General features: G+C 59.8%; 27 protein-coding genes and 2 pseudogenes. 10 read left to right on the forward strand and 19 right to left on the reverse strand.

Annotated elements, in window-relative coordinates:
- Positions 1 to 208: 208 nt before the first annotated feature.
- From NKI59_RS11285 to NKI59_RS11300, 4 genes are all read left to right on the forward strand, one after another.
- Positions 209 to 1546, forward strand: coding sequence for a hypothetical protein (locus NKI59_RS11285; RefSeq protein ID WP_352704223.1), 1338 nt, complete (start codon positions 209 to 211; stop codon positions 1544 to 1546).
- 172 nt (positions 1547 to 1718) lie between these two features.
- The gene (locus tag NKI59_RS11290) at positions 1719 to 2354 is read left to right on the forward strand and encodes a hypothetical protein (RefSeq protein WP_352704225.1); all 636 of its coding nucleotides are present in this window, start codon (positions 1719 to 1721) and stop codon (positions 2352 to 2354) included.
- Positions 2354 to 3538 carry a hypothetical protein gene (locus NKI59_RS11295; protein WP_352704227.1) on the forward strand — a complete coding sequence of 395 codons (1185 nt, stop codon included), beginning with the start codon at positions 2354 to 2356 and terminating at the stop codon, positions 3536 to 3538. The genes NKI59_RS11290 and NKI59_RS11295 overlap by 1 nt, the downstream gene beginning before the upstream one ends.
- 74 nt (positions 3539 to 3612) lie before the next feature.
- Positions 3613 to 4581 (forward strand): hypothetical protein, encoded by a 969-nt coding sequence (locus NKI59_RS11300; RefSeq protein WP_352704229.1) that lies wholly within the window; start codon positions 3613 to 3615, stop codon positions 4579 to 4581.
- 542 nt (positions 4582 to 5123) lie between these two features.
- On the opposite strand, the gene NKI59_RS11305 is transcribed toward NKI59_RS11300, so the two are convergent.
- The 13 genes from NKI59_RS11305 to NKI59_RS11370 all read right to left on the reverse strand — a co-directional run bounded on the left by NKI59_RS11305 (position 5124) and on the right by NKI59_RS11370 (position 18226).
- A complete protein-coding gene (locus tag NKI59_RS11305; protein WP_352704231.1) occupies positions 5124 to 5390 on the reverse strand; it encodes a DUF2274 domain-containing protein in 267 nt (88 codons plus the stop codon).
- An 11-nt stretch (positions 5391 to 5401) separates the two neighbouring features.
- On the reverse strand, positions 5402 to 6619 hold the full coding sequence (locus tag NKI59_RS11310; RefSeq protein ID WP_352704275.1) for a TraB/TrbI/VirB10 family type IV secretion system protein: 1218 nt from the start codon (positions 6617 to 6619) through the stop codon (positions 5402 to 5404).
- A gap of 10 nt (positions 6620 to 6629) precedes the next feature.
- Positions 6630 to 7658: a P-type conjugative transfer protein TrbG gene (gene trbG, locus NKI59_RS11315; RefSeq protein ID WP_352704232.1), complete on the reverse strand. Its 1029-nt coding sequence runs from the start codon at positions 7656 to 7658 to the stop codon at positions 6630 to 6632.
- Positions 7648 to 8379 carry a conjugal transfer protein TrbF gene (gene trbF / locus NKI59_RS11320; protein WP_352704234.1) on the reverse strand — a complete coding sequence of 244 codons (732 nt, stop codon included), beginning with the start codon at positions 8377 to 8379 and terminating at the stop codon, positions 7648 to 7650. The genes trbG and trbF overlap by 11 nt, the downstream gene beginning before the upstream one ends.
- On the reverse strand, positions 8380 to 9702 hold the full coding sequence (trbL, locus tag NKI59_RS11325; RefSeq protein WP_352704236.1) for a P-type conjugative transfer protein TrbL: 1323 nt from the start codon (positions 9700 to 9702) through the stop codon (positions 8380 to 8382). It abuts the gene before it with no gap.
- 36 nt (positions 9703 to 9738) lie between these two features.
- The gene (gene trbJ / locus NKI59_RS11330) at positions 9739 to 10464 is read right to left on the reverse strand and encodes a P-type conjugative transfer protein TrbJ (RefSeq protein ID WP_352704238.1); all 726 of its coding nucleotides are present in this window, start codon (positions 10462 to 10464) and stop codon (positions 9739 to 9741) included.
- The gene (gene trbE / locus NKI59_RS11335; RefSeq protein ID WP_352704240.1) at positions 10461 to 12911 is read right to left on the reverse strand and encodes a conjugal transfer protein TrbE; all 2451 of its coding nucleotides are present in this window, start codon (positions 12909 to 12911) and stop codon (positions 10461 to 10463) included. The genes trbJ and trbE overlap by 4 nt, the downstream gene beginning before the upstream one ends.
- Positions 12905 to 13177, reverse strand: coding sequence for a VirB3 family type IV secretion system protein (locus tag NKI59_RS11340; RefSeq protein ID WP_352571685.1), 273 nt, complete (start codon positions 13175 to 13177; stop codon positions 12905 to 12907). Before NKI59_RS11340 ends, trbE begins: the two co-directional genes overlap by 7 nt.
- Positions 13177 to 13485: a TrbC/VirB2 family type IV secretion system protein gene (locus NKI59_RS11345; RefSeq protein ID WP_352528997.1), complete on the reverse strand. Its 309-nt coding sequence runs from the start codon at positions 13483 to 13485 to the stop codon at positions 13177 to 13179. The genes NKI59_RS11340 and NKI59_RS11345 overlap by 1 nt, the downstream gene beginning before the upstream one ends.
- Positions 13486 to 13495: 10 nt before the next feature.
- The gene (gene trbB / locus NKI59_RS11350; RefSeq protein ID WP_352704241.1) at positions 13496 to 14464 is read right to left on the reverse strand and encodes a P-type conjugative transfer ATPase TrbB; all 969 of its coding nucleotides are present in this window, start codon (positions 14462 to 14464) and stop codon (positions 13496 to 13498) included.
- Entirely contained in the window at positions 14461 to 14874 is a 414-nt protein-coding gene (locus NKI59_RS11355; RefSeq protein ID WP_352704243.1) for a CopG family transcriptional regulator, read from the reverse strand. Before NKI59_RS11355 ends, trbB begins: the two co-directional genes overlap by 4 nt.
- Before the next feature lie 120 nt (positions 14875 to 14994).
- Entirely contained in the window at positions 14995 to 17022 is a 2028-nt protein-coding gene (locus NKI59_RS11360; RefSeq protein ID WP_352704245.1) for a conjugal transfer protein TraG, read from the reverse strand.
- Positions 17023 to 17992: 970 nt separating this feature from the next.
- The gene (locus NKI59_RS11370; protein WP_352704249.1) at positions 17993 to 18226 is read right to left on the reverse strand and encodes a hypothetical protein; all 234 of its coding nucleotides are present in this window, start codon (positions 18224 to 18226) and stop codon (positions 17993 to 17995) included.
- Positions 18227 to 18499: 273 nt separating this feature from the next.
- Here NKI59_RS11370 and NKI59_RS11375 point away from each other — a divergent pair, with 273 nt between their 5' ends.
- Complete coding sequence (locus tag NKI59_RS11375) at positions 18500 to 18718, forward strand: KTSC domain-containing protein (protein ID WP_352704251.1); 219 nt, start codon at positions 18500 to 18502, stop codon at positions 18716 to 18718.
- Between the two features lie 489 nt (positions 18719 to 19207).
- Here the strand turns inward: NKI59_RS11375 and NKI59_RS11380 are convergent, their stop codons facing one another.
- Positions 19208 to 19510, reverse strand: coding sequence for a hypothetical protein (locus tag NKI59_RS11380; RefSeq protein WP_352704253.1), 303 nt, complete (start codon positions 19508 to 19510; stop codon positions 19208 to 19210).
- 174 nt (positions 19511 to 19684) lie between these two features.
- On the opposite strand from NKI59_RS11380, the gene NKI59_RS11385 reads away from it, so the two are divergent.
- The 5 genes from NKI59_RS11385 to NKI59_RS11405 all read left to right on the forward strand — a co-directional run bounded on the left by NKI59_RS11385 (position 19685) and on the right by NKI59_RS11405 (position 23383).
- Positions 19685 to 20038, forward strand: coding sequence for a hypothetical protein (locus NKI59_RS11385; protein ID WP_023680319.1), 354 nt, complete (start codon positions 19685 to 19687; stop codon positions 20036 to 20038).
- A gap of 598 nt (positions 20039 to 20636) precedes the next feature.
- Positions 20637 to 20849 (forward strand): hypothetical protein, encoded by a 213-nt coding sequence (locus tag NKI59_RS11390; RefSeq protein WP_352571680.1) that lies wholly within the window; start codon positions 20637 to 20639, stop codon positions 20847 to 20849.
- 341 nt (positions 20850 to 21190) lie between these two features.
- Complete coding sequence (locus NKI59_RS11395) at positions 21191 to 21892, forward strand: Crp/Fnr family transcriptional regulator (RefSeq protein ID WP_352704255.1); 702 nt, start codon at positions 21191 to 21193, stop codon at positions 21890 to 21892.
- Positions 21893 to 21975: 83 nt separating this feature from the next.
- Complete coding sequence (locus NKI59_RS11400) at positions 21976 to 22221, forward strand: hypothetical protein (protein ID WP_352704257.1); 246 nt, start codon at positions 21976 to 21978, stop codon at positions 22219 to 22221.
- A gap of 523 nt (positions 22222 to 22744) precedes the next feature.
- Positions 22745 to 23383 carry a hypothetical protein gene (locus NKI59_RS11405; protein WP_352704258.1) on the forward strand — a complete coding sequence of 213 codons (639 nt, stop codon included), beginning with the start codon at positions 22745 to 22747 and terminating at the stop codon, positions 23381 to 23383.
- Between the two features lie 21 nt (positions 23384 to 23404).
- On the opposite strand, the pseudogene NKI59_RS11410 reads toward NKI59_RS11405, so the two are convergent.
- From NKI59_RS11410 to NKI59_RS11430, 5 genes and pseudogenes are all read right to left on the reverse strand, one after another.
- Positions 23405 to 23970 (reverse strand): annotated as a pseudogene (locus NKI59_RS11410) (PHP domain-containing protein); the annotation flags it as partial.
- A 372-nt stretch (positions 23971 to 24342) separates the two neighbouring features.
- Positions 24343 to 24561, reverse strand: a complete 219-nt coding sequence (locus NKI59_RS11415) for a hypothetical protein (RefSeq protein ID WP_352704260.1) — start codon at positions 24559 to 24561, stop codon at positions 24343 to 24345.
- Positions 24562 to 24832: 271 nt separating this feature from the next.
- Positions 24833 to 25060 (reverse strand): hypothetical protein, encoded by a 228-nt coding sequence (locus tag NKI59_RS11420; RefSeq protein WP_352704262.1) that lies wholly within the window; start codon positions 25058 to 25060, stop codon positions 24833 to 24835.
- Between the two features lie 667 nt (positions 25061 to 25727).
- Positions 25728 to 25925 carry a hypothetical protein gene (locus NKI59_RS11425; protein WP_352502794.1) on the reverse strand — a complete coding sequence of 66 codons (198 nt, stop codon included), beginning with the start codon at positions 25923 to 25925 and terminating at the stop codon, positions 25728 to 25730.
- A gap of 631 nt (positions 25926 to 26556) precedes the next feature.
- Positions 26557 to 26763: pseudogene (locus NKI59_RS11430) on the reverse strand (transposase); the annotation flags it as partial.
- Positions 26764 to 26872: the final 109 nt, after the last annotated feature.

The following is a 26872-nucleotide window of genomic DNA, read 5'->3' on the forward strand; positions in this document are numbered from 1 at the left end:
GCGCCTCGTGAAATTGGCGCGCCTTGACGTTGCCACTCTTTTACTTTTACTCGGTATTCCAACGAAAAGCGGGTAACTATGGGCGGGACGCATTTTGGTAAGCAGGGCATTATCGGGTCTGTTGGAAAGCGCGCGACGGCCGCCTCACGATAAAGTCGCCTCGATTGAGACTTTTCCTGATCTAGATGCAAACCGTATCGCAAGAGAGATGCGGCTCGAAGATCTCGGTCAAGAACGAGGCGAAAGGAACGAGCCGCCTTCCATTTCCACGTCCCTTGACGACATTGAAGCCGCGATCATCGAACGCGTCGAAATGGAAAAAAAACAGTCTCACGGTGCGCTTGAAGACGAGCTTCGCACCTATTCCGAACGCCTCTCCTCACTGGATTTTGAGGGTAAGTTCGCCGCCATTCGCCATGCCGCTCCTGCATGCGTTGGCGAGTTCAAGGCCGAAGTTGCGAAAGGGCTGGATGACCTACACAGCCTACGAGACAATTTCCGAGAGGCTCACAACGAGCGTGACGAATTCCGCCGCACGCATAACCTGTCGCGTAGCGCACGGGTTCAGGGCCGCGCGAGCACGCTTTTGAAGATCGCTATCCTCGTCTGCATCTTTGTATTCGAGACCATTCTGAATGGACAGTTTTTGGCCGTCGGCAATGAAAGTGGCTTGTTAGGGGGTATTGCCCTAGCTTTCTCCTTCGCATTTGTGAATATCACTTGCGCCTTGATTCTTGCGCTATTTGGCGTGGTTCAACTCAATCACCGCTCTTTGCTTCGCAAACTCATAGGTTTCGTGAGCCTGGCATTCTACATCGCGGTCGCGCTAGGATTGAATCTTGCCCTGGCACACTACCGTGATGTGTCAGCAATATTGGCCGAGAACCCGGGTCGGCTCGTCATGGAGCGCATGCGGCACACACCCTTGCAATTGGACGATGTAAACTCGTGGGTGTTTTTGGCAATCGGCACATTATTCTCGCTCATCGCGTTTATCGATGGGCTGTTTTTGTCAGACCCTTATCCCGGCTTCGCTGCTACGCAGAAGCGGCTTGAGGAGCGCCGGGCAGCCTATTCCAGGGGGCGGCGGGCGCTTATCGACAGACTCAGCGACATTAGAGATGATTACCGCGATGAGATGGAGGAATTGAACCGTGACCTCTCCGTCCGGCGCGGAGAGCATGATGCGATCCTTACCAATCGCGCACGCTTCATCCAGCTATTTGCAGAACACCAAAATCAGTTGGAACGGACTGCAACCCTGCTCCTGTCTACCTACAGGGAGGCAAACAAGGCAGCACGTAGTACCAAGCCGCCCAAGCGCTTCTCTGCCCCATACAAGCTTCAACGAATACCGGTCGTTGCAAGCATGGCAGGCGAATGGAGAGGCGAAGAACTGCGTGATCGAATTCTTGCGACACAGGACGTGCTGACCGAGCAGGTCGGTGCCATTCACCGAGAATTCGAGAACGCCGTCGATCGCTACCGCCAGCTCGATGAACTCGTTCCGGAACAAAGGGCTTCAGATGTCGCGCCGTCAGCGTAGTAGGCGGCGCCCCGGTGACGCTTCCGAAATCGGAAAGATTATTACCGCCGCGGCGATTCTCCTGGTTTGTGTCGCGATTGCCGTTTTCCTGGGCTACTCGTATCTAAGTCGGCCAGCACGAGTAGCCCTTTCACAGGAATCGCTTTGTCCGGAAGATGGGCCACATTCCAAGATGATCGTGCTTCTCGATCGATCCGACAATCTTCCCGACATCACCAAAAGCGAAATAAAGACCTACCTTCTGGACATTGCTGACACGACCCCGAAATACGGCCTATTGGAGCTCCGTCTGCTTGACCCAAACATTGCGGGTGGCGCCGTTGTGTTTAGCAGGTGCAATCCTGGCGATGGCTCTGATCTGAGTGCTTTCGATTCCAATCCCAAACTAGCCAAAAACCATTGGAAGCAAGCTTTTCAGGACCCCCTCGAGGCCGCCCTTAAAAACCTGGCGGGGTCCCCGTCTGATACCTCACCCATCATGGAAACGATCCAGCGTATTGCCGTGGATCAATTTTCCGGCCGCAAAGCGGAGGAGATGCCGAAAAACCTCACGGTCATCTCCGATATGATTGAGCATGTGTCAGACTATTCACAGTACAGAGGCAACTTAGCGTTCGAGGAATTTGCGCGCACGCCTGCCTATCGGCGCTTGCGAACGGATCTTCATGGCGCAGCGGTGACGGTCAAATACCTGGTTCGTCTGAACACTAAGATCGACAGCGCGAAGCACATTCAGTTCTGGCGCGATTGGATTGCAGAAAGCCATGGCTCGCGGCTTGATGCCGACAAGCTTCAGGGAGCTGGATAATGGCGCGCGAAGCTGAAGAACGGGCCGGCGATGCCTGGTACACCGCAGGCATATTCTCCCTTTTTGTCCTTTTTGGTTGCGGCTTTATCATCGCTGCCAAACTGGACCGCTATTCGGCTCTCGTAGTCACCGCGACCCCGGTTGTCGTTATGCTGGTTTACGCAGTCGTGGTAAAAGCCATCCGGTTCTTGCGAATTCGCGACGATCAAGCCGGCGACAATCTTTACTACATGGGTTTTCTTTTCACGCTGACGAGCCTCGGCGTATCCCTCTATCAATTCTCGGCGGATGGTGCCGCAGAAGAGATCGTCCGCAATTTTGGCGTGGCAATCGGCTCAACCATCGCAGGCGTCGCGCTTCGAGTGATCTTCAATCAGATGCGTCGCGATCCTGTTGAAGTCGAACACGCGGCGCGTCTGGAGTTGTCCGAAGCTGCGCGCAAAGTCCGCCGCGAGTTGGATAAGACGGTGGTGGAACTCAGCCATTTTCGTCGCTCATCGCACCAGGCGATTTCGGAGGGCTTTGAAGAAGTCCGACGCGGCATGCAGGAAGTTTCCGGCCGAATTCTCGGCAACTTCGAAGATATGACGTCTCAGGCCCGAAAGCCCTTTGAAGCCGCTTCGGAAAGCTCGAGCATTGCATTGACGTCACTTGCCCGAACCATAACTGAAAGTCTGGAGACCGCGGCAAATCATCTTGCCGATGAGAACAAGAAGCTTGCCAGTGCTGCGACACGCATCATCAGTCAATTCGAGGCAACGACCGATAAGCTGGCGGCGATGCAAACTCCGGACAACATCATCGAAATCAAAATCGAGCCGCTCGTTAGTTCATTGTCCAAGGCGGTCGAAGAATTTGGCGTTCTTGTTCGAAGCCACGCCGACGCCGGTTCCCAAGTTGTTGCCGAGAGCCGCTCCACAGCAATGGAAATTCGATCGAACAGCCATGCCATTCGTGAGCTTGCTACGGCCATCTCATCGTCGTTGACAACGATCCAAAGCAGCGTCCGTACGATCGAAGTCCACGAAGAGCGCTTCCAGCCAATCACGGAGGCTATCAACTCAGCGAGCAAAAATCAGACCGAGGACCGGGCTCTTATTCACGTCATTGGCAGTCGACTGGAGGCCCTTTTCCGACTGCTAAGTCAACGCCAGCCGCCATTGACAACCGAGCCGAAAGAGTAGCACGAATGCAAGGTCGCGCGGCGATCGCAGATGACATGGCCGCGTACCGTCGGGGCGTTGTCCTCGGACTGACCATGGCAGAGATCATGCTCCTTTTGGTCTTCTGCCTGCTCATAGCTACCTCGGTTGTGTTTACACGCTACAAGGCCCAGAACCTTGACCTTCAAAGCAAGCTCACGGCACTCAACACGCAGGTGTCCGAGCTTGAGAATGAGCAAAAAACGCTTAGAGAGTTACTCGACCAGCTTCGTGAAAACAGTGGCCTCCCCGAGAAAATTGCCGACAACTGGGAGAATCTTTCAACGGATCTTAGTTTCGCCAAACAAATCGACCAAGCAGGCCTGCCTCGCGACGGGTTGCTAAAGCAAGCTGCCGAACTCAAGGAATTACTGCCCTCCCTTTCCTCTGGCGTAACAGCTGAGAAGATCTTTGCTTCCCTCCAAGAAGTCGAAACGCTGCAAAAAGCAAAAGCCTCCCAAAAGCTCAGCGCTGTCTCCATTGAGGAACTCATCCGCCTCGCCAAGGCCGCTCAGGATCGTGAACAATCAAGCACTGGCGAGCACGATTGGCCGCCTATTATCCCCTTGAGCGAAGCGGACGGTTACAGCTTTGCTGTGGGCAAAGCGGATCTGACGCCGGACTTTGAGCGACGCAAATTGGCACTTGTCGATCAAGTTGCAGACCTGATCTCACGATATAAAGTTGATGTGATCGAAGTCGTGGGGCACACGGACGAGCAGCCGATGGGTGCGAATCGTTCCAATCTTGATGACGACCTAATCGCTGCATTAACCGGAAAGGTTCCGATTGGCTTACTCACCCCGGCCGACAATGCTGGTCTCGGCATGGCCCGTGCCGTATCAGTAGCAAGCGTTCTCCTAGCCGATCCCCGCTTGAAGGGCATCAAGATTGTCCCATTCTCGGCCGGTCAGTTGGTGCTTCCTGGCGACAACCTTTCTAACGGCAGCGCAAAAGGTGACGTAAAAGAGCGGCGGCGCATCGAAATCCGCATGCGGCGTTCTGCACCGATTGCCCTTAGGTGAACGAGATTCGCAACGCCGCCTGCGCAATCGGTGCTGCGCGCTCGTCGAACGGGCAAGTTTTTTTAATGCGAAGCCGTTTCTCGCTTGAGCCTTATACAAATGGCAGGCGTCCCTTTCCAACGTCCGGACGATTGCCGGAATGACCGTGTGGGATGACGCGAGGTCTACCCGACGTCGTTCGGGATAGTAGCGTAGCTTCGACCTGCTATGCAACTGCGCCCGAATAAGCCGTGAGGAACCAGCTGGTCGCGTGGGAATGCGAGCCGAATGGCAGCTGCCCAGATTCGGTAATGCTGGTAATTACACTGGCACGGAGGGACGGGTCGATCTGTATTTCAATTGATGCGGTGAGAGCGTGGAGTATAACATGACGGCGTTAGCTGCAGTGGGATTGGCGGGCCGCGAGAGTTCATTCCTACTACTCGCGAGGAATGGGTTTCTTGGTTGCGGATCGTGGCGCCGAAACCGACACGGTTTGTCGTAGGCAAGTTGCTTCAATGCAATCGCCTGTCTGACGGCTCGGACTGACTGGTCGCTGGTGCTTACTCTGATACTGATTGATGTCGCGATTTCTCCGACTTGCCAGCATCCGGGAAACCTTCCTTTCTGGCCTTGGCAAACGCTCGATCGCTCTCCAGGAACTCCGCAAGCATGAACGGGATGAGTTCCGCTACCGATTCGGACTCGCCATAGGTCTGACGATAAAGCGCCGCATAGTCCTTCAGTGCTTGGTTCAGGTCTGCACTTACGCTTACGGTGATCTTCGAAGGTGTCCGATCCGGAAGTTTGCCGAGTTTCAGATTGGTCATGATGACTCCAGTCAATTCGGGTACGGCCGTAGCACAAGATCCTTGTGCACGATGACGCGCAGTGGCCAACCAGGGCGGACGGTGATCGTGGGCTGAATATTGAGGTTCTTCTCGGTGATGCGCTGGCCAGCTCGACTGACGTTCTGCTGAGCGGATTCGCGGATTGCTTTGACCAGGTCGCTTTCCTCTTCCCCGAGGCTCAGCTCCGTGCCGACCCCTAGCAACGTGGCCAGCGCAACGCCTTTGATCAGCTGCCAGGTGTGGAAATCCACCTTGTCCTCAAGCCCGGCATAGCCGGCGGTGTCCGTCGCCGGCAGATTGTCGATTTCGATCGAAGAGCCGTCGGGCAGCAGTATCCGTTGCCAGACCAGCAGCGCGCGCCTTTGTCCAAAGGCAACAACGCTGTCATAGGTGCCAATCAGGCGAGAGCCTTGCGGAATGAGCAACGTGCTGCCGGTGACTGTGTCGTGCACATTCTCGGTGACCTGTGCGACGACGAGGCCGGGCAAGTCGGAATTGATGCCAGTGATCAGGCTCGCTGCGATGACGCTGCCGGCCATCAGCTGATAGGGCGAAGCCGGCGTCTGCAGTGCATGCAGATTGTAGATTCCACTTGTGTTCCGCTGGCTGACAAAATCGAGCTTGCGCTGTTGATTGTTTTGGTCGCCCTCGGCCGGTGCAACGGAAGCTGAATCGCGTGCGGCATCGGATTGTGGAGCCGTTGCCTCAAAGGGTGGACGCCCGCCCTGCCCGTTGCCGGCGGCATCTGCTTGCCGGGGTCGATTTTCGATCCGGAAGAAGATTTGCGATTCGCGCGCCTCGATCGCCTGCTGTGCAAGGCGCTGCTCCTCCGCCGAAACCTCCTGGCCCGGCGCGATGCCCAGCTGGCGTTGGTGCTCAAGGATGGGGCGGCCGAGGTCGCCGGGCAGCGGTGGTCCAAGCACCGGAGGCTTGGGCTTGATCCCGGAATAGTCCTTAGGCAGCCTTTCAATTGCCTCCGCGGTTGGCTTCCGCTCAGTGTTGTAAAGCTCTTCAGCCTGCTCTTTGATGCGCAGTGCCGGTCCCTGCAGCGCCATCATGGTGACGCCTAGAACGGTGCCGGAAGCAACAGCTGCAATGGCGACAATAATGCCGCGCTTGAAGCGCACAGCGCGGCGGGGTGAGGCCCGCAGCTGGAGCTGTTCTGGATCGAGTTTCGGTGGAGCATCGGAGCGGGAAGTATCCGTCATGGGCCGTCCCTCACCTGCTGGAACGCGAAAAGAGCAATATCCGCCGCGGCGCTTGCCTGCCGTCGGTCCTCGTGATGCGCACCACCTGCTGCTGCTTGGCGCCGAGGCGCAGTTCGGCCGCGGCGAAGAGGCGATCGACGATGTAATAGTTGCCCCGTATGCGGTAGTTGACGAGCTGGTTGTCCCCGTCAGCACCTACGATGAAGAGCGGCGGGGCCTCGCCCTGATCGATGCGGCGCGGGAACTCGATGTAGACCTTGCTGCCATCATCGAACGCGCGCGTCGGCCTCCAGGGCGGCATGTCGCCGGTAATCGAATAGCGGAAGCGAATATTTTCGAGAGCCACATTCGACGCCACTGGCATAGCAGCCTCGGCCTGCGCATTGCGCCGGCGTAGCGCGATGATCTGGTCCTCGCTGTAAGTCCAGGAGATTGCCGCCATGGCGGTCTTATCCGTGCTTTGAAGCTGCAGGTGATAGCTTCGCCGGTCCGTGGTGATCACCAGATTGGTGGCAAGTCCTGGCGCGAAGGGCTTCACCAGCACATGGGTGCGCTGGTCATCGCCGGAGCCACTGACGGTGTCGCCAATTACCCAGCACACTGTATCGCCGGCCGACACGGATTGGAGTTTCTCCCCTGATTGCAGAGCGATATCGCTGACGCGCTCCGGTGCGGCATAGAGCTGGTAGAGCGCGCCTTCGGCAAAGGGGTAAACCTGCACCGCATTCACATAGCCATATTTGGTGGGTTGCTGCGTCGCCGCCTTGTTGGCATCGGCGACACGTTCTTCAGGCGAGCGCTTGTCTTCAGCAGCCTTGCCCGGCTCGGGCTGCAACTGGCCAGGCAGCGGCAGCGGTTTCGGCACTTCCACGACCTTGACGGGCTTCTCCGGCGCCTTCTCGATTGCCGCCGGTTGGAACTTGGCAGCATCATAGGAAATCTGAGGTGGCGGCACCGGTTTCGAGGCACAGGCGGAGATGACCGCAGCCGACGTTGACAGGACCAGGGCAGTGCGGAGCGACGAGAGTCTATTTATCATTGGCGGGCTCCTTTGGGGGAACGGAAGTCTGCGCGGCACTGTCGAGCTCGCGCGACCAGTCGATGGCATTGATGAAGACGCCGAGCGGGTTTTTGCGCAGCTGATCGGTATTGTTCGGCGGCCGGATCACAATGGTGAGGATCCCGGTCCAACGCGTTGTGCTGGCGAGGCTGCCGCGCTCAAAGACCTGCTCGGTCCATTTGACTTGAAAGGAGTTGTCGGACGCTCGAACCACGCTCGTCACCTGCACCGAGACGCTGCGCGTGCCGATCTTGCCGAACGGGTCGTTGGCCTTAGCGTACTCGTTGAGAAAGAGGGCTCCACGGTCGGTGGCGAAGTCGTAGGCCGAGAACCAATTCTGCCGCACCAGCACCGCATCGGTGGAAACAGAGCGGACATTCTGGATGAAGCGGCCGAGATGCCAGGCGATCTGGGCATCGGTGGGCTCGTAGTCCCGGATTGCTGGAGCGACGGCGCGCGCCTCGCCGAAACGATCTACCTCGACGACATAGGGCACGACGCGGCCCTGCATCGACTGCCACAAGAGTCCACCAGAGAGCCCGGTGGCCAGAGCGAGGCAGCCGAAGGCCATCAGGCGCCAGTTCCTTGCCTGCACGCGCGCTGTGCCGATGCGCTCGTCCCAAAGTTGGGCGGCCTTCTGGTATGGTGTGACGGGGTGAGGCGTCTTCCCGTAGCGTTGAACAGGTCGCTTGAAGAGCATCTAGTCTTCCTTGTCATTGAGAGAGGGGTTGGCGCCGCTTCCACCCCGATCGCCATCACGGACGGCCTGCGTGGCGGCATGGCGATGGGCGCGCGCAGTCTGTTCGGAACGCAAGCGCCTCGCCCACGCCGGCGCGGCATTGGCACCTGACGCGGCAGGGTTTCCGGTCCTTGATGCGGTCGGCGTGCCGCCCGTCGAGGTCCAGGCGGCATCGCGGCCGGCATCGGCGTTGCGCCGGAATGGTTCTGTTGCAGATCGCATTCCCCGCATCGCGGCGCCGCCAGCTGCACCGGCAACGCCCTGCAGTCCAGCAGCTACGCCGGAGAGGCCGGACTCGGGCGATGTTGCACGCCCCATCTGCCAAGCTGTGGAAGCAGCCGATCCCATGGCCGTGCCGGCTCGAACGGCGGCGAGACCGCCGCCGGTTGCCATGCGCGCGCCGGCAAGCGTCGCACCTCCGGCAACGAGCGTTGATCCGGCGGCCGCCGCGGTGGTTCCGAGTGCGGCGCCGGCGCCCAGCTGCGGCGCGCCGGAAACAAGACCCGAGGCGATCCCTGGCCCGAAAATGCCGAGCCCAAGCAGCGCCAACGCGCCCAGTACCTGTGACATGGCCGCGGCCAAGTCCGGCTCCTTGCCTTGCAGCGCGGAAGCGAACTCACCGAAGAGCGTGGAGCCGATGCCGACGATGACAGCAAGCACCATCACCTTAATGCCCGACGAGATCACATTGCCGAGCACGCGCTCGGCCAGAAACGCCGAGCGGTTCCAGAGCGCGAAGGGCACCAGAACAAAACCGGCCAATGTGGTGAGTTTGAACTCCAGGATGGTGATGAAGAGCTGAATTGAAAGAATGAAGAAGGCGATGAGGACCAGGAACCAGGCGAGAAGCAGCACGAAGATGGTCAGCGCGTTGCCAAAGATCTCGGGGAAGCCGACTAGCTGGCTCGCTTGATTGAGCAGCGGCCAGGCGCCCTCGAAGCCGGCCGCGGCAATGCGGCCTGGCCGCAGGAGACTGTCGGCGGACAGATTGCCGGCCGATGCGTTGATGCCGAGCCCGGCAAAGGAATGGTAGATGATGTCGGCGAGGTTCTTAAAATTGTTCAGGATGAAGGCGAAGGCGCCGACATAGAGCACTTTTCGGACAAGCCGGCCAAGAACATTGGGCTCGCCGCCGAACGCCCAGACCAGGCCTGCCAGCGTGATGTCGATGCCGATCAGGATGGTGGTGAGAAAGGCGACGTCGCCCGAAAGCAGACCGAACCCGCTATCAATATGGCGGGTAAAAGTCTCCATGAAGCGATCAATGACGCCGAGGTCATTCATGTCGCCGCCTTCCTCGTTGTCGTGAAGAACTGCTGATCAGTTGCCGGGATAGGCCGTACCGGTGCCCAGGAAACGCTTCGTCGTCTCGCGGGCGGCTTCCTCGGACTGCGCCTTGCGGGCAGCATCTTCGGCTTCAGCCCGGAACTGGGTCGCGAGCAGCGTCTGGATCTGCATCTGCTGCTTGGTCGAAAGCGCGATCAGCTGATTGGTGGCCTGGCTTGCCTCAAGGGCACCTGCCGCGCCCTGACTGCGGTTGACGAGATCGGTAAGCAGGTCGCCGTCGGTCTGCACGTTCTCCACGAGCTGCGACTGCGCGCTCATGGTTTGGCGGAACGCCTGCATGGCGTTTTGCCAGCGCTCGCGCGCGGCGCTCGCCACATCGCTGACCTTGATTGTGGCGTCGTAGCTTTCCGGATATTGCACACGCCACTGGTTTTGAAGCTTGTCGAGATCGAAGCTCAGGCCGCTGGCCTGGGTCATCAGGCCGTCGATCCGTTGGAGCGAACCTGTGAGCTGGCCGACGGAAGAAAAATCCAAGCGCTGAAGATTCCGCGCCATGTTCTGCAGCATGGTCGCCTGGTTCTGAAGCGACTGGATCTGGTTGTTTATCTGCTCCAGAGAACGTGCCGCTGTCAGCACGTTCTGCGCATAATTCGACGGATCGAACACGATCAGGGCGTGGGCCGGCTGGACGTAGTCGGCCATTGGTTTTGCGATCAGGGAAACGGTGATCAGGCTGGTGAGAAGGCGGCGCCGCATCATGACGATTGCTCCTTGTCTGGTTGAGGGAATTGCTGGAGAAGCTCGGCAGCCCAATCGAGGCCGCGCGCAATCAGAAACCGGGCGGCAAAGCCCTCCTGTCCGTGCTCTGACAGCACCTTGTCGATCAGGGTCTGCGTGGCCGGATCAGAGGCGCCGCAGAGCGCAAGAGCGATCGGGCCGAGCCCGAGCTCGAAGAGGCGGTTGCCGCGGCGCGACTGCAGATAATACTGGCGCTTCGGTGTGGCACGGGCGACCAATTCGATCTGCCGCTCGTTCAGGCCGAAGTGCTCATAGGCTGCCCGCGCCTGCGGTTCCACGGCACGGTCATTGGGGAGAAAAATGCGCTGTGGGCAGCTCTCGATGATCGCCGGCGCGATGGAAGAGCCAGCGATGTCTGCAAGTGACTGCGTGGCGAAAATGACGGAGACGTTCTTCTTTCGCAGCACCTTCAGCCATTCGCGGATGCGGGCGGCAAAGAGCGGGTTGTCGAGATAGACCCAGGCCTCGTCGAGCATGAGCAGTGTTGGCCGGCCGTCGAGCCGCTCCTCGAGGCGATGGAAGAGATAGGTGAGCACCGGCAGCACGGCGCCTTCCTGGTGGATCAGCTCTTCGGTCTCGAAACACTGCACATCCGACAAGGCCAGCCGATCGTCATCGGCGTCGAGCAGACGCCCGAACGGGCCATCGAGCGTGTACGGCATCAACGCGGATTTCAGCGCATTGGACTGAAGCAGGACCGACAATCCAGTGAGCGTGCGTTCCTGCGCCGGCGCGGTGGCAAGGCTGGTCAGGGCCGACCAGATCGCCTCCTTCACCTCCGGCGTTACGGTGACATTCTCATGGGCAACGAGACCGGCGATCCATTCCGCCGCCCAGCTGCGAGTAGCCTGGTCGCCGATATTGCGCAGTGGCTGGAAGGCAAGCGCACCATCCGCGCCCAGCGCGTGGTGTTCTCCGCCCATGGCCAGTGTTGCCGCACGAGCCGAATTGCCCTTGTCGAAGACATAGACCTGCGCCCCGGCATAGCGTCGAAACTGCAGAGCGACTAGCGCAAGCAGAACCGACTTGCCGGCACCGGTCGGCCCAACGACCAGCATGTGGCCGACATCGCCAACGTGGGTGGAAAGCCGAAACGGTGTCGACCCGTTGGTCTCTGCGAAGAGAAGCGGCGGGGATTCGGTCCCAGTCACGCTGGCGAGATGCTCGTTATCCACCGGACCGGCCCACGCCGACGACAGCGGCATGACATGGGCAAGATTCAGCGTGTGAACGAGCGGCTGGCGAACGTTAGCGTAGACATGACCGGGCAACGAGCCGAGCCACGCCTCGACCGCATTGATGCTTTCACGGATCGTGGTGAAGCCGAGCCCATTGACTATGCGCTCAACCGCTCGGAGCTTTTCCGCGGCGGCCTGCCGGTCCTGGTCCCATACCGTCACCGTTGTGGTGAGATAGCCGAAGCCGACGTGATCGCCGCCCAATGCCTGAAGGGCGGCATCCGCATCGAGCGCCTTGTTGTCGGCGTCACTATCGACGAGAGGGACGGGTTCGTTGGTCACGACCTCGCGCAGGATGGCTGCGACCGATTTGCGCTTGGCAAACCACTGACGGCGCAACCGGGTCAGTGTCTTTGTGGCTTCCGTCTTGTCGAGCGGGATGAAGCGCGTCATCCAGCGATAGGCGAAATCCTGATGGTTGAGCGCGTCGAGGATCCCTGGCCGGGTGACGTTCGGGAAACCAAGGATGGTGAGGGTGCACAGATGCTGCTCACCCAGCATCGGCTCCAGGCCGCCGGTAAGCGGCGCGTCAACCAGAACACCGTCGAGATACATTGGCGTTTCCGGCATGGCGACCGGATGGCGGTAGGTCGAGATTGTGCCGTGCAGATAGGTTAGCGTCTCGGCATCATCGAGGGCGCGCACTTCCGGCATGAAGCCGGACAGCAAATCCAGGACGCGGTCGGTCTCGTCGCGAAACCACGCCAGCTCCTGGCGCCAGTCTCTAGCCCCTCCCGAGTGATGCGACTCGACCAGTGCGCTTTCCGCCCGCGCCTGGCCATCTGGCGCCGGCATGAAGACCAAGGTCAGATGATAGCGACTCTCGAAGTGCGCGACCTTGCCCTCGAAGGCCGCGCGCCGTTCCTCATCGACCAGCCATGAGGCAGCATCGGGAAAAGCCGAGCTCGGATAGCCCAGCGCTTCAACGCGCTCGGCCTCGAAAAACAACCCCCATCCGGAGCCCAACCTTCGTAGCGCATTGTTGGCTCGTGCGCAGATGCCGACCAACTCGGCTTCGGTCGCGCTTTCAAGGTCGGGGCCACGGAACCGGAAGGTTCGCTGGAAGCTACTGTCTTTATTGAGCACGATGCCGGGCGCGACCAAAGCGGCCCAGGGCAGATGGTCGGCAAGCCGATCGGCTTTGCCGCGATACTCCGAAAGGTTCAGCATGCAAGCCACCCCTTCAGGCGAAGATGACGGACAAGCACGCTGGCGAAGTCCGGATCGCGGCGAGCGGCAAAGACCGCGAGGGTGTGGCCGGCGATCCAGAGCGCCAGTCCGGCGATCCACTGCTGCAGGCCAAGGCCTATTGCCGCGGCCACCGTGCCGTTGAGGATCGCCACCGCTCGCGGCGCGCCGCCCAGCAGGATCGGCTCAGTCAATGCCCTGTGAACGGGGACTTCGAAACCCTCGACATGCTGCTCTCCGGTGGCCATCAGACGAGTGCCCCGCCGCCGAAGGAGAAGAAGGAGAGAAAGAAGCTCGATGCCGCGAAGGCGATCGACAGGCCGAAGACAATCTGGATCAGCCGGCGAAAACCGCCTGCCGTGTCACCGAAAGCAAGGGTCAGGCCGGTGGTGATGATGATGATCACCGCGACGATTTTGGCGACCGGTCCCTGCACGGACTCAAGGATCTGCTGCAGCGGCTGTTCCCAAGGCATGCCGGAGCCCGCTGCGTGGGCCGGGACGGTGAGAAGAAACGCGAGCGCGGTGGACGAAAGGAAGCGAAGCTTCTTGCGCATGAGTGACCTTTCAAAACTGCTGGAGTTGCGGAAGTGTGAGCGGGGTGACGGCGTAATCACCGCTGCTGTCGAGACCGGTGACCTCAGCGATCGCGTCAATGCGGCGCGAGGATCCGCGCCCAGCGATGAAGACGATCAGATCTACCGCATCAGCGATGAGGCGGCGGGGAACGGTGACGACGGCTTCCTGGGCGAGCTGCTCGATACGGTAGAGAGCGGAGCGCGCCGAATTGGCGTGAACCGTCGCGATGCCGCCGGGATGCCCGGTGTTCCATGCCTTCAGCATGTCCAGGGCTTCCGCGCCCCTGACTTCGCCCACGATGATGCGGTCGGGTCTGAGCCGCAGGGTCGAGCGCACGAGATCGGCGAGCGTGACCGCCCCCCGCCTCGTCCTCAAGGCAACGCAATCCTTCGCCGCGCATTGCAGTTCGCGTGTGTCCTCGATCAGGATCACCCGCTCGTCGCAATCGGCGGCTTGTGCCAGCAGCGCATTGGCAAGTGTTGTCTTGCCCGACGACGTGCCGCCGGCGACCAGGATGTTGCGCCGCTCGCGCACCGCCTTCTTCAGCGCATCGGCCTGCAGCGGCAGCATGACCCGGTCGGCGACATAGTCGGCCAACGTGTAGAGTTTCGCCGCAGGCTTTCGGATGGCGAAGCATGGCCCCAGCACGACAGGCGGCAGCAGACCCTCGAAGCGCTCGCCCGATGGCAATTCGGCGCTGACAATCGGATTGTCAGCATGCGCCTCGGCGCTCACGTGGGAGGCGACCAGGCGGATGATGCGTTCGGCCTCAGAAGGATGCATGTGCACGCCGGTGTCGACCCGGCCTTCACCCAACCGGTCGAGCCGCAGCGCACCGTCGGGATTGACCATCACCTCAATGACGGTCGGATCGGCAAGGGCTTCGGTGATCGCCGGCCCCATGGCGGTGCGCAGCATGACGCGGCGGCGATGGTCGGCTTCCGGATGAGAACTCATCCTTCCCCTCCCCTGCGATCGTCGGTGCCAAGTGACCGTTTCCCGGAAGCGATTTGGCGGCCGACCTGTTCAACGAATTTGTCGAAGCGCTCCTGGGCAATCGCTTGCGTGGCCCTGTCCGGCACCGGCGTGTGAGCATGAAGCGTGATCGAAAAGCGGATGAAGAGCGCCAGGCTCTCCAGGATCATCTCGACATCGCGCCTGACATGTCCGAGGTCGCGGGAAAGACGGTCGAGCCTCTTGCCGTAGCGCTGGTCGAGTTCATTCTCCCCACGCTGCTCGATAAAGGTCTCGACCGCGTGCGCCACAATGGCCGATTTAGTGGTCGATGGATTGCGGCTGAGGTTCTCCAGCTTCTCGCTCAACTCGGGTTCAAGCAAAAACTGGTGACGAATGCGGTGGGGCTTCATGCTGCTCGTTCCCTCTGACCGGCGCTGATGCACCGGCGACGGGAACGAGCATCGTCGAGATCCTCGAAATCGCTTACTGCCGTTATCTACGCTGAGATGCGCCCGCGTATGGCGCGCCGTTCAGAAGCCGGGCACGATGACCTTGTCGTCGCCCATTCCCTCGTTGAGGCCGTACGCACGTGCGGCGGTGGAAATCCGATCCATGACGCGCTTGTCGGCGAGCGTCTCGCAGTCATCGTCTGCGGGCGTGAACAGATCGCCCTGATCAGGCTCCTGGACGACGAGGGTCCGTTCTTCGCGCAGGCCCGGATGGCGCTGCTGCTGGACACCTCCGTCTTCGATTGCCGCGCCGGCACTGTCGTCATCGCCAGCAAGACGCCGATCCACGCCGCGCACCTGTCCGCTCCAATCGTCCGGGCGCGACGTGGGCCGATCCGCGTAGGCACCGTCGCGCAGCACCGGCGAAGGCAGCACTCGCTCCGTGAAATTCGGATCCTGGTAATAACGCAACTTCTTGGCGCGAATCGGCGGCAATCCCGAAACCAGGATTAGTTCGTCAGCCTGCGGCAACTGCATCACCTCACCCGGGGTCAGCAGGGGGCGAGCAGTCTCTTGGCGGCTTACCATGACGTGGGACAACCAGGGCGCCAACCGATGGCCGGCATAGTTGCGCATCGATCTGAGTTCCGTCGCGGTACCGAGCGCGTCCGAGATGCGTTTGGCCGTGCGCTCGTCATTTGAGGAAAAGGCAATGCGCACATGGCAGTTGTCGAGAATGGCGTTGTTCTCGCCATATGCCTTGGAGATTTGGTTCAACGATTGCGCGATCAGATAGGCGCGGACGCCGTAACCCGCCATGAAGGCCAGCGCGGTCTCGAAGAAATCGAGCCGTCCCAGCGCCGGAAATTCGTCCAGCATCATGAGAAGTTGGTGCTTACGGCTTTTCTTCGGGTCACCTTCCAGCCGTTCCGTCAGTCGCCTTCCGATCTGGTTGAGCACCAGTCGCACCAGTGGCTTGGTGCGCGAGATATCCGATGGCGGCACGACCAGATAGAGCGACATCGGTCGCTCGGCATCCATCAGGTCCGCAATGCGCCAGTCGCAGGCCGATGTTGCCGCGGCCACCGTTGGATCACGATAGAGCCCGAGAAACGACATGGCGGTCGAGAGAACGCCTGAGCGCTCGTTCTCTGACTTGTTCAGCACCTCACGAGCCGCCGAGGCCACGACCGGATGGACCTGGGGCTTGTCCACCGTGCCGAGGTGGTTTGTGGTCATCATCCGCTGCAGTGTCGCAGCGAATGAGCGTTGCGGGTCCGACAGGAAGGTGGCGACACGGGCGAGTGTCTTTTCCTCTTCGGCGTAGAGCACGTGCAAGATGGCGCCAACTAGGAGTGAATGACTGGTCTTCTCCCAATGGTTCCGCCGCTCCAGCGCGCCTTCCGGATCGACGAGAATGTCGGCGATGTTCTGAACGTCGCGGACCTCATCTGGACCTTTGCGCACTTCCAGCAGCGGGTTGTACCGCGCCGATCTCGGATCGGTCGGATTGAACAAGAGACAGTGCGAGAACTTCGACCTCCAGCCAGAGGTCAGCTGCCAGTTCTCGCCTTTGATGTCGTGAATGACGGCCGAGCCGGTCCAGGAAAGAAGGGTTGGAACAACGAGTCCGACGCCCTTGCCCGAACGTGTCGGCGCAAAGGCCATGATGTGTTCTGGTCCGTCATGGCGCAGATAGCGATAATTCAGTCCGCCAAGGAAAACGCCGGCCGGCTGAAACAGCCCCGCCTTCTCGATTTCCAGCTTCATGGCCCATCGTGAGGACCCATAGGTGGTGACCAACCCCCGCTGCCGTGCGCGCCAGAGGGACCCAGCTATCGCGGCGGCACAGCCCAGGAACCCGCTGGCTCCGGCAAGTATGCCAGCCTTGTCGAAGACTTCAGGCGCATAGGCGTCAAATTGGAACCACCATTCGAACAGTTTCCACGGCTGGTAGATCGGCCAGCCGACTGTCACAAACCATGGCGCGCCGAGTGGCGGCTGATAGGAGAGCATGTGGGCGCACCATTGGGTTGCAGTCCACACGCCAAGAATGACAATTGCGAATACGACAGCGATCTGCCCAATCAGCAACTTCGTGGGTGTCAATGGCTTGCTCCGCTCTTCTGGCCAGACGGACCAAACATCGCGCCGAGCGATGAGAATTCGAACGGCCGCTACGTGCGACTAGGTGCGATGACAAGGTTGATAGGCATTGTTCAGCTGCGAACAGCGAAAATCCGCCGCAGCAACCGATCGGCGGTGCCAGGTACGCGGTTTGGTCGCAGAAGATGTTGGGGCTTCAGGCGCGGGCACATTGAAGATGTACTGACAGACAAACCTTTGGAGCCGACGCGTTTGTGCGAGTAGCGAGCTGAAAGGCTCGGCGAGAAGTCGTCGTTCTCAATCGGGCGACGGGGGATAAATCGGCGAAGACGGCATAAGGCAGGATGGGCCAGACCGCCGACGGCAACGTCGTAGCCAAGGGCTTGGAGCGCATAGCGCCTGGCCGGGAGGCCGCCGCCAGTCAGGCTTACGCGGCGCGTCGTTGAGCGAGGTGAAGACCCGAACGGGCTCGACGAGGGTCCACGGCGATCACAATGTTGTGGTGGTGATCGCAGTAGACGCGATCCGGCGAAGTTGGCCCAGCACAAAAACGATAACCGCCAGGTACAGAAGCGTCTTCGCTTACCGGGAAGCGGCACTGATAGAGGCCTAGCTGAATGAGGGGGACGTCTCTCGAAGTTGGTCTGATATTTTCAGGCATGATGGTTTCCTAGTTCGTAGCAATTACCAGCTGACGGCCGCAGTGCGACCCGTCGGGACGAGCTTCTCTCGTTTTGAGGGCTATGGATCACCATATGGTGTTGGTAGCACCATCAATGAAGCCCTACGCCCTGCTTCTGAAGCCAATAGTTTGCGACTTAAGGCCACACGCGCGAACGCATTAGCAATCTACCATCGTGTCCCCGAGGCACTCGCCCGCCGCGGTTTGCCGGCGGCGGGGTCGCACTGGCCTGTGGGGCCCTAGGCCCACTCGCGGCGCTCGCACTCGATCTCGGTGCGGGTTTCCCGTGTCTCATCGCCCTGTCAGCGCCTTGCAAATGAGCGAAACCAAGCTGTCGCGCGCTCGCTCGTGGAGTGCGCCTTTCGGCCGCCATGCAAGGAAATCATCAACGCTCATCCAATCAGCCGGGTTTGTCTCGGCGTCTGGCTGGCTGAATTCCACATACAAATGCAGTTCGTCCGGCACGAAGACGACCCTCCATAATCCTTTGACGTCATTGGCAAGGTTGTAGGCGAGGACGGTCATGGCGGGGCACTCCTTTCGCCCTGGAACGTGCCTATCTCACGGGAAGATTCCATCACCAGAAGTTAGTATTGACGCTCGCGCTTTCTCAGAAATCCGACGTCCGCGTGATGCCGAAAGGTGCAGCTAGCTTTTTGTGTATCTCGATGGAACACGGGACCGCCGCGAAAGTTCGGTGCACGCAGCGAATCCTCCCCCTCCAGGTATTGCTGCAGATCGGTATTCCGATCGGCCCGCGCTCCCGGCAAAGGCGCGGGCCCTGGGGCTGTGGTGCTCATGCCATCTACTTCGATCCGCAAGATGGAATATGATCGGGATAGAAGAACCCTCTCGGTGTGGTTCGTCGCCAGCGGTAAACGGTACGAGTTTGAGGGGGTACCGCCGGAAACCTTTGCCGCGTTCCGGGCGGCGTTCGCCAAGGGCCGCTATTTCAACGACCACATCCGCAACAATTTCCGCTACCGTCTGGTTGCGAGCGATAGCGACCCGGGATGACCTGACCTGCCGGCGGCTCAGTCGTCCTATCGCTCCAACCGGCGGTTGGTGGACGCGTTGCCGCTGTGGCGCTTAGGGTTGGTTACGGTCCGCGCTCACCTGGCAAGCCCAACCCCCCGCATCCCCCCGCCTGGTGCAAAGCGTTTAATCGGTCCCGCCGTTCTGGCAGTGCGGCGGGACTTTTTTGCGGTCCAGGTGGAGCATCGGCGCGCGGGGAAGGGGCGGTGCACGCAGCACCTTTTCTCATCCAACGTACGCGGTGGCGCGCTGAAGGGTCTCGACGTCGGTCTGCCGCCGGAGCTCAACTAGCTGGACTATTGCTCGACCGGAAGCGGCTCGTGCTGGGACTCAGCGTGGTGGAAGACCTGTCCAAGATCGCGCGCGTCGAACGTTTGGCCGCAGACTGGGCAGTAGACCAAGTGCTTCGACTCGTCCTCTACCGGCCCGTCATGCGGCCTGCCCTCATAGCCCGTCGCGATGTTGTCTGTTCTAATCCGGGGCAACGACAAGTGCCTTTCGTCGTTTTGGCGGCCGATATTTCTCCATTAGCCGGACCTTGTCACGGTCGACCGTGACCAATGGCCCGAGGTCGATCGTCACGGTGTCCTCGTCGATGCGCGTGACCTCGCCTTTCAGGTCGATTTGCTGGCCTCGGTTCACCTTGGTGTGATCGATGATGGAATGTGGGAAGTCGTAACCTGGGATCGAGACGCTTACGCGGTCCTCTGTTATCCGCCTTCGAACCCTGGCCGTAATCGCCACCTGGTCACCAATGCCTATTCCACGAGCCATGGATTGAGTCTGGAGCGGGCAGTGTCTTCTTCAAGAGGCCTCTAATATACGCCCATCATCCTGAGGCTGACCTACGACCAGAGTTACAAAAGTTGAACTTCATCGGGGAACACTCCTTCTGTCTGCCTGTTCGATTTGCCGGCGCATCCCGCGCATTCAGACAGGAGAAAGAAGATGAAACGCATCCTTTTGGCTTCGGCCGTGCTGGCGGTGTCGGCCGGGCTTTCCTTTGCCCAGACGACCAGTGGAACTTCGAGCGGAACCTCGACCAGCGGAACCTCGACCACGACAACCATGCCCAGCACGACGGATCAGGGCACCGGCACGACGAGCAGCGGGACCAACATGTCCGGCGATCAAGGCACCGACACGACCACCACCAGCGGCACCACAAATCCGAACTCGGCCAGAGACTGCGCGCCCGGCCAGCAGACTGGCAGCGCTCAGCAGGCGGCGCCAGGTCAGCAGGACACGGCAGCCAACACCGCCGCGCCAGGCCAGGTGAAAAAGACCGACGAAGGTTGCTGATTGGCACATCGGCCCACGTTGGAATCACCAGTGTGTGGCTGGCTGGTCTCCCCCGACCACCGGCTAAGATAAACTCGGTTGGCGAGCAAGTTGCCGCCAGCCGAGCCTCAGTCCAGGAACGTTTGCGCTTGCTTGTGCTTTCAGTGGGGCACGCCCAGCTTCTGTTTGCTTTCGGTCAGATAGCGTCGCTGGCGTCTTCGGACTACCGGTGAAGCAAGTCTGATGTGCGCCTATCGCGACCCCGCTTCACCTGCCGTCCAGCCGTTCGCGCATTCGCGATCGTCGCTCTCGGCAACAGGCGGCGCGCGCGGCCAGGACGTGTCGCATGAGCGCGCTGTCGAAGGAGGCGCCCAGCAACATTGCGCGTGAAGGCACGCGGGCATCCGATCGATCGTTAACCTTTCTCTGCAATGAGCGCCTTGTCGCCGGCGATGGGCCTCCGGCTCTTACGCATTATGGAGATCACATGTTGGTCCCGGCACCCGATGCCGGGAGCAGGTCTGCTTCGGAGCGTCGTGACAGAACTGGGCGACATAGTTGCGGTGGAGTAGGCGCCGTCGCCCTGGATGAACAACAACTGTCGCATGCGGTGCATACGTTGTCGAAGCTTTCGGTCGGCCGCGGCCGCATCGACGACGACCACAACGGCATCAAGTCGTTGCTGAAAGCCCGCAAGGTATCGTCAAGACATAGCGTGCCGGCGAAGATCCGCCCTCGCGACAGGGATTCGTCAGGCCGATCGGTCGGCAACGCGACCGGCCAGATGAGCGAGAGCTTACCCTCGGTGCTGGTCTCGACCCGGCTCGTATAGAGGCCTGAAGGGACATCTCCAAACGCTCATCGACGGTCGTCGATCACTGCCGACTACGAGTCGAGGTCGTATGGCTCGTGCCTAGCTCGTTGTGATGAAGCGCCTCTGCCATACACCTGATGTCGAACGCTTGGCCGCACGCCGGGCAGAGGACGAAATTACTCCTCCTCCCGAAGTGGCGATGCATCGTGGTCTTGGGGGATGACGATGTCATTGTCGCCAGGCACGGACTCTTTGCCAACCGCACATTTGAAGGCTATGCTTCCCACATCGGCCGCCAGCGCGTCGGACGCAGCCGACAGTAAGAGGTACGTGCTCTTGCCCGCATGGGAGAGAGAGCCATGCCCCAATCCCTTCTTCGCAACCATGTATTGAAAACCCTCTCCTCGGAGGATTTCGCGCTTTTGAGGCCATCACTGCATCACGTCGAACTCAACATCAAAGACCACCTGGAAGTCTCTTATCAGCCGATCGAGCGTGTGTATTTTCCAGAGATGGGCATCGCGTCGGTGGTCGCTACGATGACCGGAGGGCGGCAAAGCGAGGTCGGCATCGTCGGCCACGACGGCATGACAGGAGTTGCCGTTATTCTCGGCCAGGACAAGTCGCCCAATGAAACCTATATCCAAGTCGCAGGTAATGGCTGGATCCTCCCGGTTGAAGCTCTTCGCTCTGCGATTGCGGAGAGCCAATCCCTTCGCGAGTCACTGCTTCGCTATGCCCACGCGTTCCTCATCCAGTCGTCCCGGACGGCACTGGTCAACGGCCACTCCAAAATCGAGGAGCGCTTGGCCCGCTGGTTGCTGATGGTCCAAGACCGCGTCGAAGGAAATAAGATCTACCTGACGCATGAATTCCTGGCGACAATGCTTGGTGCCCAGCGCCCCGGCGTTACCACGGCCCTCCAAATGCTTGAATATCGGGGGCTGGTTCACGCCAAGCGCGGCGAGATCACGATTATCGACCGCGTTGGAATGATACGACTCACGCATGGTGCTTACGGGGAGGAGGAGCAAAGTCACTTCGGCCTAGCCTCCGCCTAACTGTCCTAAATCAGACAAACCCTTGCAAGCTACCGAATTCGTGCCGTAAATCGTGTGGGTCAGGGTTCAGGGAGGAATTCTCGATGACCACCACTTTTGACACAGTCACGGTTGAAAGAACCGCCAAAGCCTATGTTCTCTCCAGAGGCAAGGCTCACTTCCTTTCGATAGCACAGGCAATCCGCGCCATCCGAACACTCATGCCCGCATGCAGGGCCACCGACCGCGAGCTGGAGGAGCTCTTGGCGGCAGCATCCATTATTCACGGTGTGCCAGTCGCTTTCGACTTAAAAACAGCCGTGGCCGCAGAACCACGGCTCCATTCATAGGGCCGGTGATGCCTGCGCTCGCGCAGACGCCTACCTTATCGGACGTTCGCCAAGCGATTGTCCGCCACCTGATCGACAACATCGGCAGCCCGAGCATTTCGATATCCGAGGCTAGCCACACCGTGAGGAGAATGCTTCCCTTTTGCGAACTCACGGACTGGCAACTTGGCGATCTCATTGCGCGAAGCGCGATCGATGCGGGATTCACGATTGAATCCGACGGGGTGGGTCCCGAAAACGCATGTCGAGGCTCAATAGCGGAACAGCCGCATTAGCCATGTGGCTCCCAATCACGGACGGTCAGGTTGTGGCCCACGTACAGCCGCCAGGCGGCAACGCGCCTGATATCGCACTTCGAGATCAACTCGGCCGCTTCCTGTTAGCCGGAGTTGCAAGCGGCCCCGCTAACAATCGTGGTTGCGCCTTTAGGGCATCGTGGTTCAGACCGCTGGCGGATTAGAACTCATGTTGGCTTTGCGATCGGCTCATCGCTGCCGACAATCGGTGACCTATATAAAGGGGCATGTCCACGCGCCGAAAAATCAATGCAACAGCGAAGCTGATTGGAGAGTGGCCTTTAACCCCAGCTGCAACGTTTGGATCGTCCGTCAGAGCGAGGGGTATTTTTCTCGAAATACGCGCCCGCCTTCCAACGGAGTTCAGGAAACTGCTCAATATCGAGTCCCGCGTGCTTACCCTGCGCCTGTCTGAGGGCGCCGAGAATGATGTGCAGGTGGTATTCGGGATCGTATCCAAAGCACTGCATAATATCGAAGACCTGCCCGTAATCCCCCGTGAAATCGAGGACATTCTGACGATCTCGACGGCCGAACGGCACCGCTGGTTGAAAGATGGTCGCTTGCAGAGCGCCGGGACGAAAACGGTGAAACTCCGCGGGCGGGCAAGGAACATCACCTTTCACGTGTTCGACCCGCAGCACGTGGAGGATGTGCTTGACCGCGACCTGGTTACGGTCTGGCGCGAACAGGACGCAGCGACAGCTGCAGACAATAGGCGGCGAGCCGCGGGCAAGGCCGCTATGAAACGTGCTCGAAGAAGCGGCCGCGGAACTGCAGCTTCAGCTGGCCATGGCCCCGATGAGAACTCGCACTCCAGTTTGCGCGGCCGGGAAGATTTTGAGAATGACGGACTCCTGCGCTGATAGGCCGGGCGCACAGGCAGGTTAAAACGTTTGCCTGCGCCGTGCGAGATGCGCAAGGAGGGCCGTCAAACGCATCGCGTTCAGGACCCGCTTCGCAGGGACACCGCCCTTGCGCGCCATCCGACACCCCAATGCATGTGGTCGAGCTCGCGGATCGAATGAGCGTCCGGATTGATGCTGAAGATGCAGCCCTGATCGAGTGCCTTTTGAAGCCAGCGCCAGTCGAGGTCGAGTCGCCACGGATGCGCGTTGATTTCGACAGCGACGCCGTGTTTCGCACACGCTTTGAGGACTTTGTCGACGTCGAGATCATAACCGGGCCGGCGCAACAGCTGGCGACCGGTCATGTGCCCGATGATTGTCGTCCGAGGATTTCCGATCGCCTCAATGATACGCTCCGTCTGTTCCTTCTTGGGCAAGTTGAAGCGGCTGTGCACGCTCGCGACGACGAAATCAAACGGCTCCAAGATATGATTCGGGTAATCGAGCGAGCCATCTGCCAGGATGTCCGCCTCGATGCCCTTCAGTATGCGAAATTTTCCATTGTATGCCTTGTTCAGCCGGTCAGCTTCGCGGTGCTGTTGTACCCATCCGGTGAAGGCTTCACCGGATGGGTACGGCCATGCAAACACGCATCGCGAGGTCCCAGCAAGGCCACGTTTGGTCCCCTTCATCAGCTCCTCCCCGGCTGCCTCGGCGTTGTTGACGTTGCGGATGATCCCGGGACGCTCGGTCTTGACCGGGACCGGAGGGTTGAACCAGTGGCGGGCCATGCGGTCACTCTTTGTCGACCTTATCAAGTTCCTCCAGCAAATACCTTCGCTCAGCCGGCAGCTCCCGTTCTAGAGGCAGCAGGTTGCGAAGGTAATTGCGGATTACCTCTAACTGTTGAAAATGGGAAAATAGCGCAGGACGGCGCGCTTTGTTGCGATGCCACAGTGACTGAAGTTGGCTGACAGCTACTCGCCACAGTCGAAAGCCACGCAGAGGCCCATGGCAGTTGCTGCCTCGAGGATCGCCTCGGTCAGTTCTTCGTCGGAGGCCACCAAATAAGGCGCGGCCTCCCGCGCTTCGCGTAGCGCCGCTTTTATCGAGACCGTGTCGCGACGGTCCGCCCTGTTGAGGAGTACAGTGATTGCTTGCTCTAGAAGCGGACCGACCCTTTGCGCGACGCTCATCCAGCCCTCCCCAGGGACACGCCGAAAGGGAATCTACTCACTTCCTGACCGACATCAACGCCATGTACGAATCGTACAAATTGGCACGGTGCTGGCCGCAACAGTCAGCAATTTTTTTAGCTAGAGTTTCTGATCGGGTGATCGGATAATTGGCTCGCGCGAAGACCCCCTCTCGACCTATAGAGCGCGCTTCGATCCACCTTTCGTCCATAACCTAGGTGCTGTCGGTCCTGCCGTAGACTGACGGGAGAACCAGTGGAGAGCCATGCGGCTATTCGCGAAGATCGAACCCGACAAACAGGCCAAAGGCTGGGGCAAGATCGACAATAAACTCCACCAGCTCGCAGTCAGTTTCCGCCAGATGTGGCCCGTCTCGGCGCACCGCTGCGATAGTCTCTTTGACGGAGATGATTTGACCGCGACGGGCTTGTAAGATCAGCTCGTGAACAAGGTGTTTGGCAGTCACCTTGTCGGGTCGGCAGTTCGTCCAAACGTTCATACAAGGCCTCCCACCTCAGCGAGAACCCAAGGGAACATTCATGATCCTCCGTCGAGAAAAATCAAGAAGAATGTTTGATAACTTCTGAGTGGGAATCAGGGGGACAAGCACGAAGCGAGCCTCTATACTCTTTGACCTGACGCTCAGCCAGCCGGCTAGGGACCTTCTTCCGTCGGGCCCTGTTTGGCCCGATCAACAGCCGCAAGTAATGACTGCAGGGTTGGCGGCAGTTCTGGTTCGACCTCCAGATTTAAGAACGTTTGTACGTGATGACGATAGCCTTCGGAACGGATCAGTTTCCGAAACGCTTCGGAGACAGACTGATGGTCTGCTTTGTTGCTCGTTGTCATGTTCGGGAAGTCCGTCCCAATGAGCCGCAACTCGCCCGCAACGAATGGGTTCCATCAGGAGGTCGGAATATTTGGCTGAAATTTCTGAGCGGGAGATCGGATAACTGGCTCGCGCGAAGACCCCCCGTGCCCCCTTCGTTTGCCGCAGCATTAATCCTCGCTCCTTGAACTGAAGATTCGTGTCGATCTAGCGTCGGTGTTGCACATCGTGAACCTTGGAATGCTTCTGTCCAATGTTTGCTCACGCTGTGATGCCAACGGGCAGGCTCTTGCGGCAGGGTGCCGCAAGGTCGCGACGAATGAAACGCCGGCCCAGTTCAACCCACGTGATGTCGTTCAAAGCTGGGGGGATCGATCTCCATCAAGCGGTCTGCGGCCTCGACCGCAGTTCGTATCCTGCTGCACAGCGCGAGATTTTCGGCCAGCATTTCTTCAGTGCGTTGAAGCGCGAGCTCGGTCCGGTGGATGCGCTGCCTGGCATTGGCAACTTCCGATGTCAAAATATCGACCGCCATCCCGTGGCCGTGGGGTTCCATAGTGTCCATGGGTTTCTAATACATGGGGGGCGATATCGTTCCTTGATGTCGGGCGAAACGGCGGGCCGCAGAAAAGCGCGATGTGCCGAATGACCAAGGCTCCCTGTCAAAACAGCGCCAGAAACAGGCGAACGGCTTCGGCCGCTCTACATCCCACGGCAGAGGCGATCACGGGTCAGAGGGCCATTGATCTGTTCAGGTACGACTACAGCGCAAGCGAAGACACACTCAGGCGGCTGGTGATCAAGCATCGTCTTCACAACCAGACAATGCCCGGTGCTCCGTGCGGAATAAGCGCTCCCGGTTTGGCTATGGCGCTCGCCGGCGATGATGACGCGATTGCGCGGTTGAGGCAGGACGATCGCGAGCACCCGGACCTAACTCGGTATTTCAAGCGGCTCGGCATCCCGCGACCCTGACTTGCTATCAAAGTTATGGTCGCGGCGACTGTCTAGAGTAGACATTAAGTAGATGTCGCGGCCCGACAGAGCCCCACACAAGAGCGAACCGTTGCTGCCTTGCGCATCGCCCTCTAGGCCGCCGGCGTCGAGTTCATCCCGGAGAACGGCAGCCGCGCCGGCGTGAGGCTCCGCAAACCTTAGACCGTAGACTCGTTACTGCGCAGCCACACACCTGCTTTTCGCCATCGGACGAAGCGGTTGCAACAGGTGGTGCGCGGGCTATAGCTCTGAGGCAGGTCGCGCCATGGAGCACCGGAGCGCAGCACTCAGAAGATGCCGTTCAGCACGCGCCGATCATCAACACGCGGCACACCTCTTGGCTTGTTGGGTAGACGCTTTATTCCATTGCTGTCCATTGTCCAAAAAGCGCTGTTAACCAAATTTTCTCACCCGCCAATGCTTATTCGCGCGACTGAAGGGGTGAGGTGATCGATGTGTGATTCAAACATAAGCGCGTTTCCGCTG

This window comes from Mesorhizobium sp. M0598 (assembly GCF_040320865.1).
Lineage (GTDB): Bacteria > Pseudomonadota > Alphaproteobacteria > Rhizobiales > Rhizobiaceae > Mesorhizobium.

Bases quoted from the DNA above. Each gene is read 5' to 3' on its own strand.
- NKI59_RS11285 (WP_352704223.1), top strand. From the start codon at position 209: ATGCGGCTCGAAGATCTCGGTCAAGAACGAGGCGAAAGGAACGAGCCG.
- NKI59_RS11290 (WP_352704225.1), top strand. From the start codon at position 1,719: ATGATCGTGCTTCTCGATCGATCCGACAATCTTCCCGACATCACCAAA.
- NKI59_RS11295 (WP_352704227.1), top strand. From the start codon at position 2,354: ATGGCGCGCGAAGCTGAAGAACGGGCCGGCGATGCCTGGTACACCGCA.
- NKI59_RS11300 (WP_352704229.1), top strand. From the start codon at position 3,613: ATGGCAGAGATCATGCTCCTTTTGGTCTTCTGCCTGCTCATAGCTACC.
- NKI59_RS11305 (WP_352704231.1), bottom strand. From the start codon at position 5,390: ATGACCAATCTGAAACTCGGCAAACTTCCGGATCGGACACCTTCGAAG.
- NKI59_RS11310 (WP_352704275.1), bottom strand. From the start codon at position 6,619: ATGACGGATACTTCCCGCTCCGATGCTCCACCGAAACTCGATCCAGAA.
- trbG (WP_352704232.1), bottom strand. From the start codon at position 7,658: ATGATAAATAGACTCTCGTCGCTCCGCACTGCCCTGGTCCTGTCAACG.
- trbF (WP_352704234.1), bottom strand. From the start codon at position 8,379: ATGCTCTTCAAGCGACCTGTTCAACGCTACGGGAAGACGCCTCACCCC.
- trbL (WP_352704236.1), bottom strand. From the start codon at position 9,702: ATGAATGACCTCGGCGTCATTGATCGCTTCATGGAGACTTTTACCCGC.
- trbJ (WP_352704238.1), bottom strand. From the start codon at position 10,464: ATGATGCGGCGCCGCCTTCTCACCAGCCTGATCACCGTTTCCCTGATC.
- trbE (WP_352704240.1), bottom strand. From the start codon at position 12,911: ATGCTGAACCTTTCGGAGTATCGCGGCAAAGCCGATCGGCTTGCCGAC.
- NKI59_RS11340 (WP_352571685.1), bottom strand. From the start codon at position 13,177: ATGGCCACCGGAGAGCAGCATGTCGAGGGTTTCGAAGTCCCCGTTCAC.
- NKI59_RS11345 (WP_352528997.1), bottom strand. From the start codon at position 13,485: ATGCGCAAGAAGCTTCGCTTCCTTTCGTCCACCGCGCTCGCGTTTCTT.
- trbB (WP_352704241.1), bottom strand. From the start codon at position 14,464: ATGAGTTCTCATCCGGAAGCCGACCATCGCCGCCGCGTCATGCTGCGC.
- NKI59_RS11355 (WP_352704243.1), bottom strand. From the start codon at position 14,874: ATGAAGCCCCACCGCATTCGTCACCAGTTTTTGCTTGAACCCGAGTTG.
- NKI59_RS11370 (WP_352704249.1), bottom strand. From the start codon at position 18,226: ATGACCGTCCTCGCCTACAACCTTGCCAATGACGTCAAAGGATTATGG.
- NKI59_RS11375 (WP_352704251.1), top strand. From the start codon at position 18,500: ATGCCATCTACTTCGATCCGCAAGATGGAATATGATCGGGATAGAAGA.
- NKI59_RS11380 (WP_352704253.1), bottom strand. From the start codon at position 19,510: ATGGCTCGTGGAATAGGCATTGGTGACCAGGTGGCGATTACGGCCAGG.
- NKI59_RS11385 (WP_023680319.1), top strand. From the start codon at position 19,685: ATGAAACGCATCCTTTTGGCTTCGGCCGTGCTGGCGGTGTCGGCCGGG.
- NKI59_RS11395 (WP_352704255.1), top strand. From the start codon at position 21,191: ATGCCCCAATCCCTTCTTCGCAACCATGTATTGAAAACCCTCTCCTCG.
- NKI59_RS11400 (WP_352704257.1), top strand. From the start codon at position 21,976: ATGACCACCACTTTTGACACAGTCACGGTTGAAAGAACCGCCAAAGCC.
- NKI59_RS11405 (WP_352704258.1), top strand. From the start codon at position 22,745: ATGTCCACGCGCCGAAAAATCAATGCAACAGCGAAGCTGATTGGAGAG.
- NKI59_RS11415 (WP_352704260.1), bottom strand. From the start codon at position 24,561: ATGAGCGTCGCGCAAAGGGTCGGTCCGCTTCTAGAGCAAGCAATCACT.
- NKI59_RS11420 (WP_352704262.1), bottom strand. From the start codon at position 25,060: ATGAACGTTTGGACGAACTGCCGACCCGACAAGGTGACTGCCAAACAC.
- NKI59_RS11425 (WP_352502794.1), bottom strand. From the start codon at position 25,925: ATGGCGGTCGATATTTTGACATCGGAAGTTGCCAATGCCAGGCAGCGC.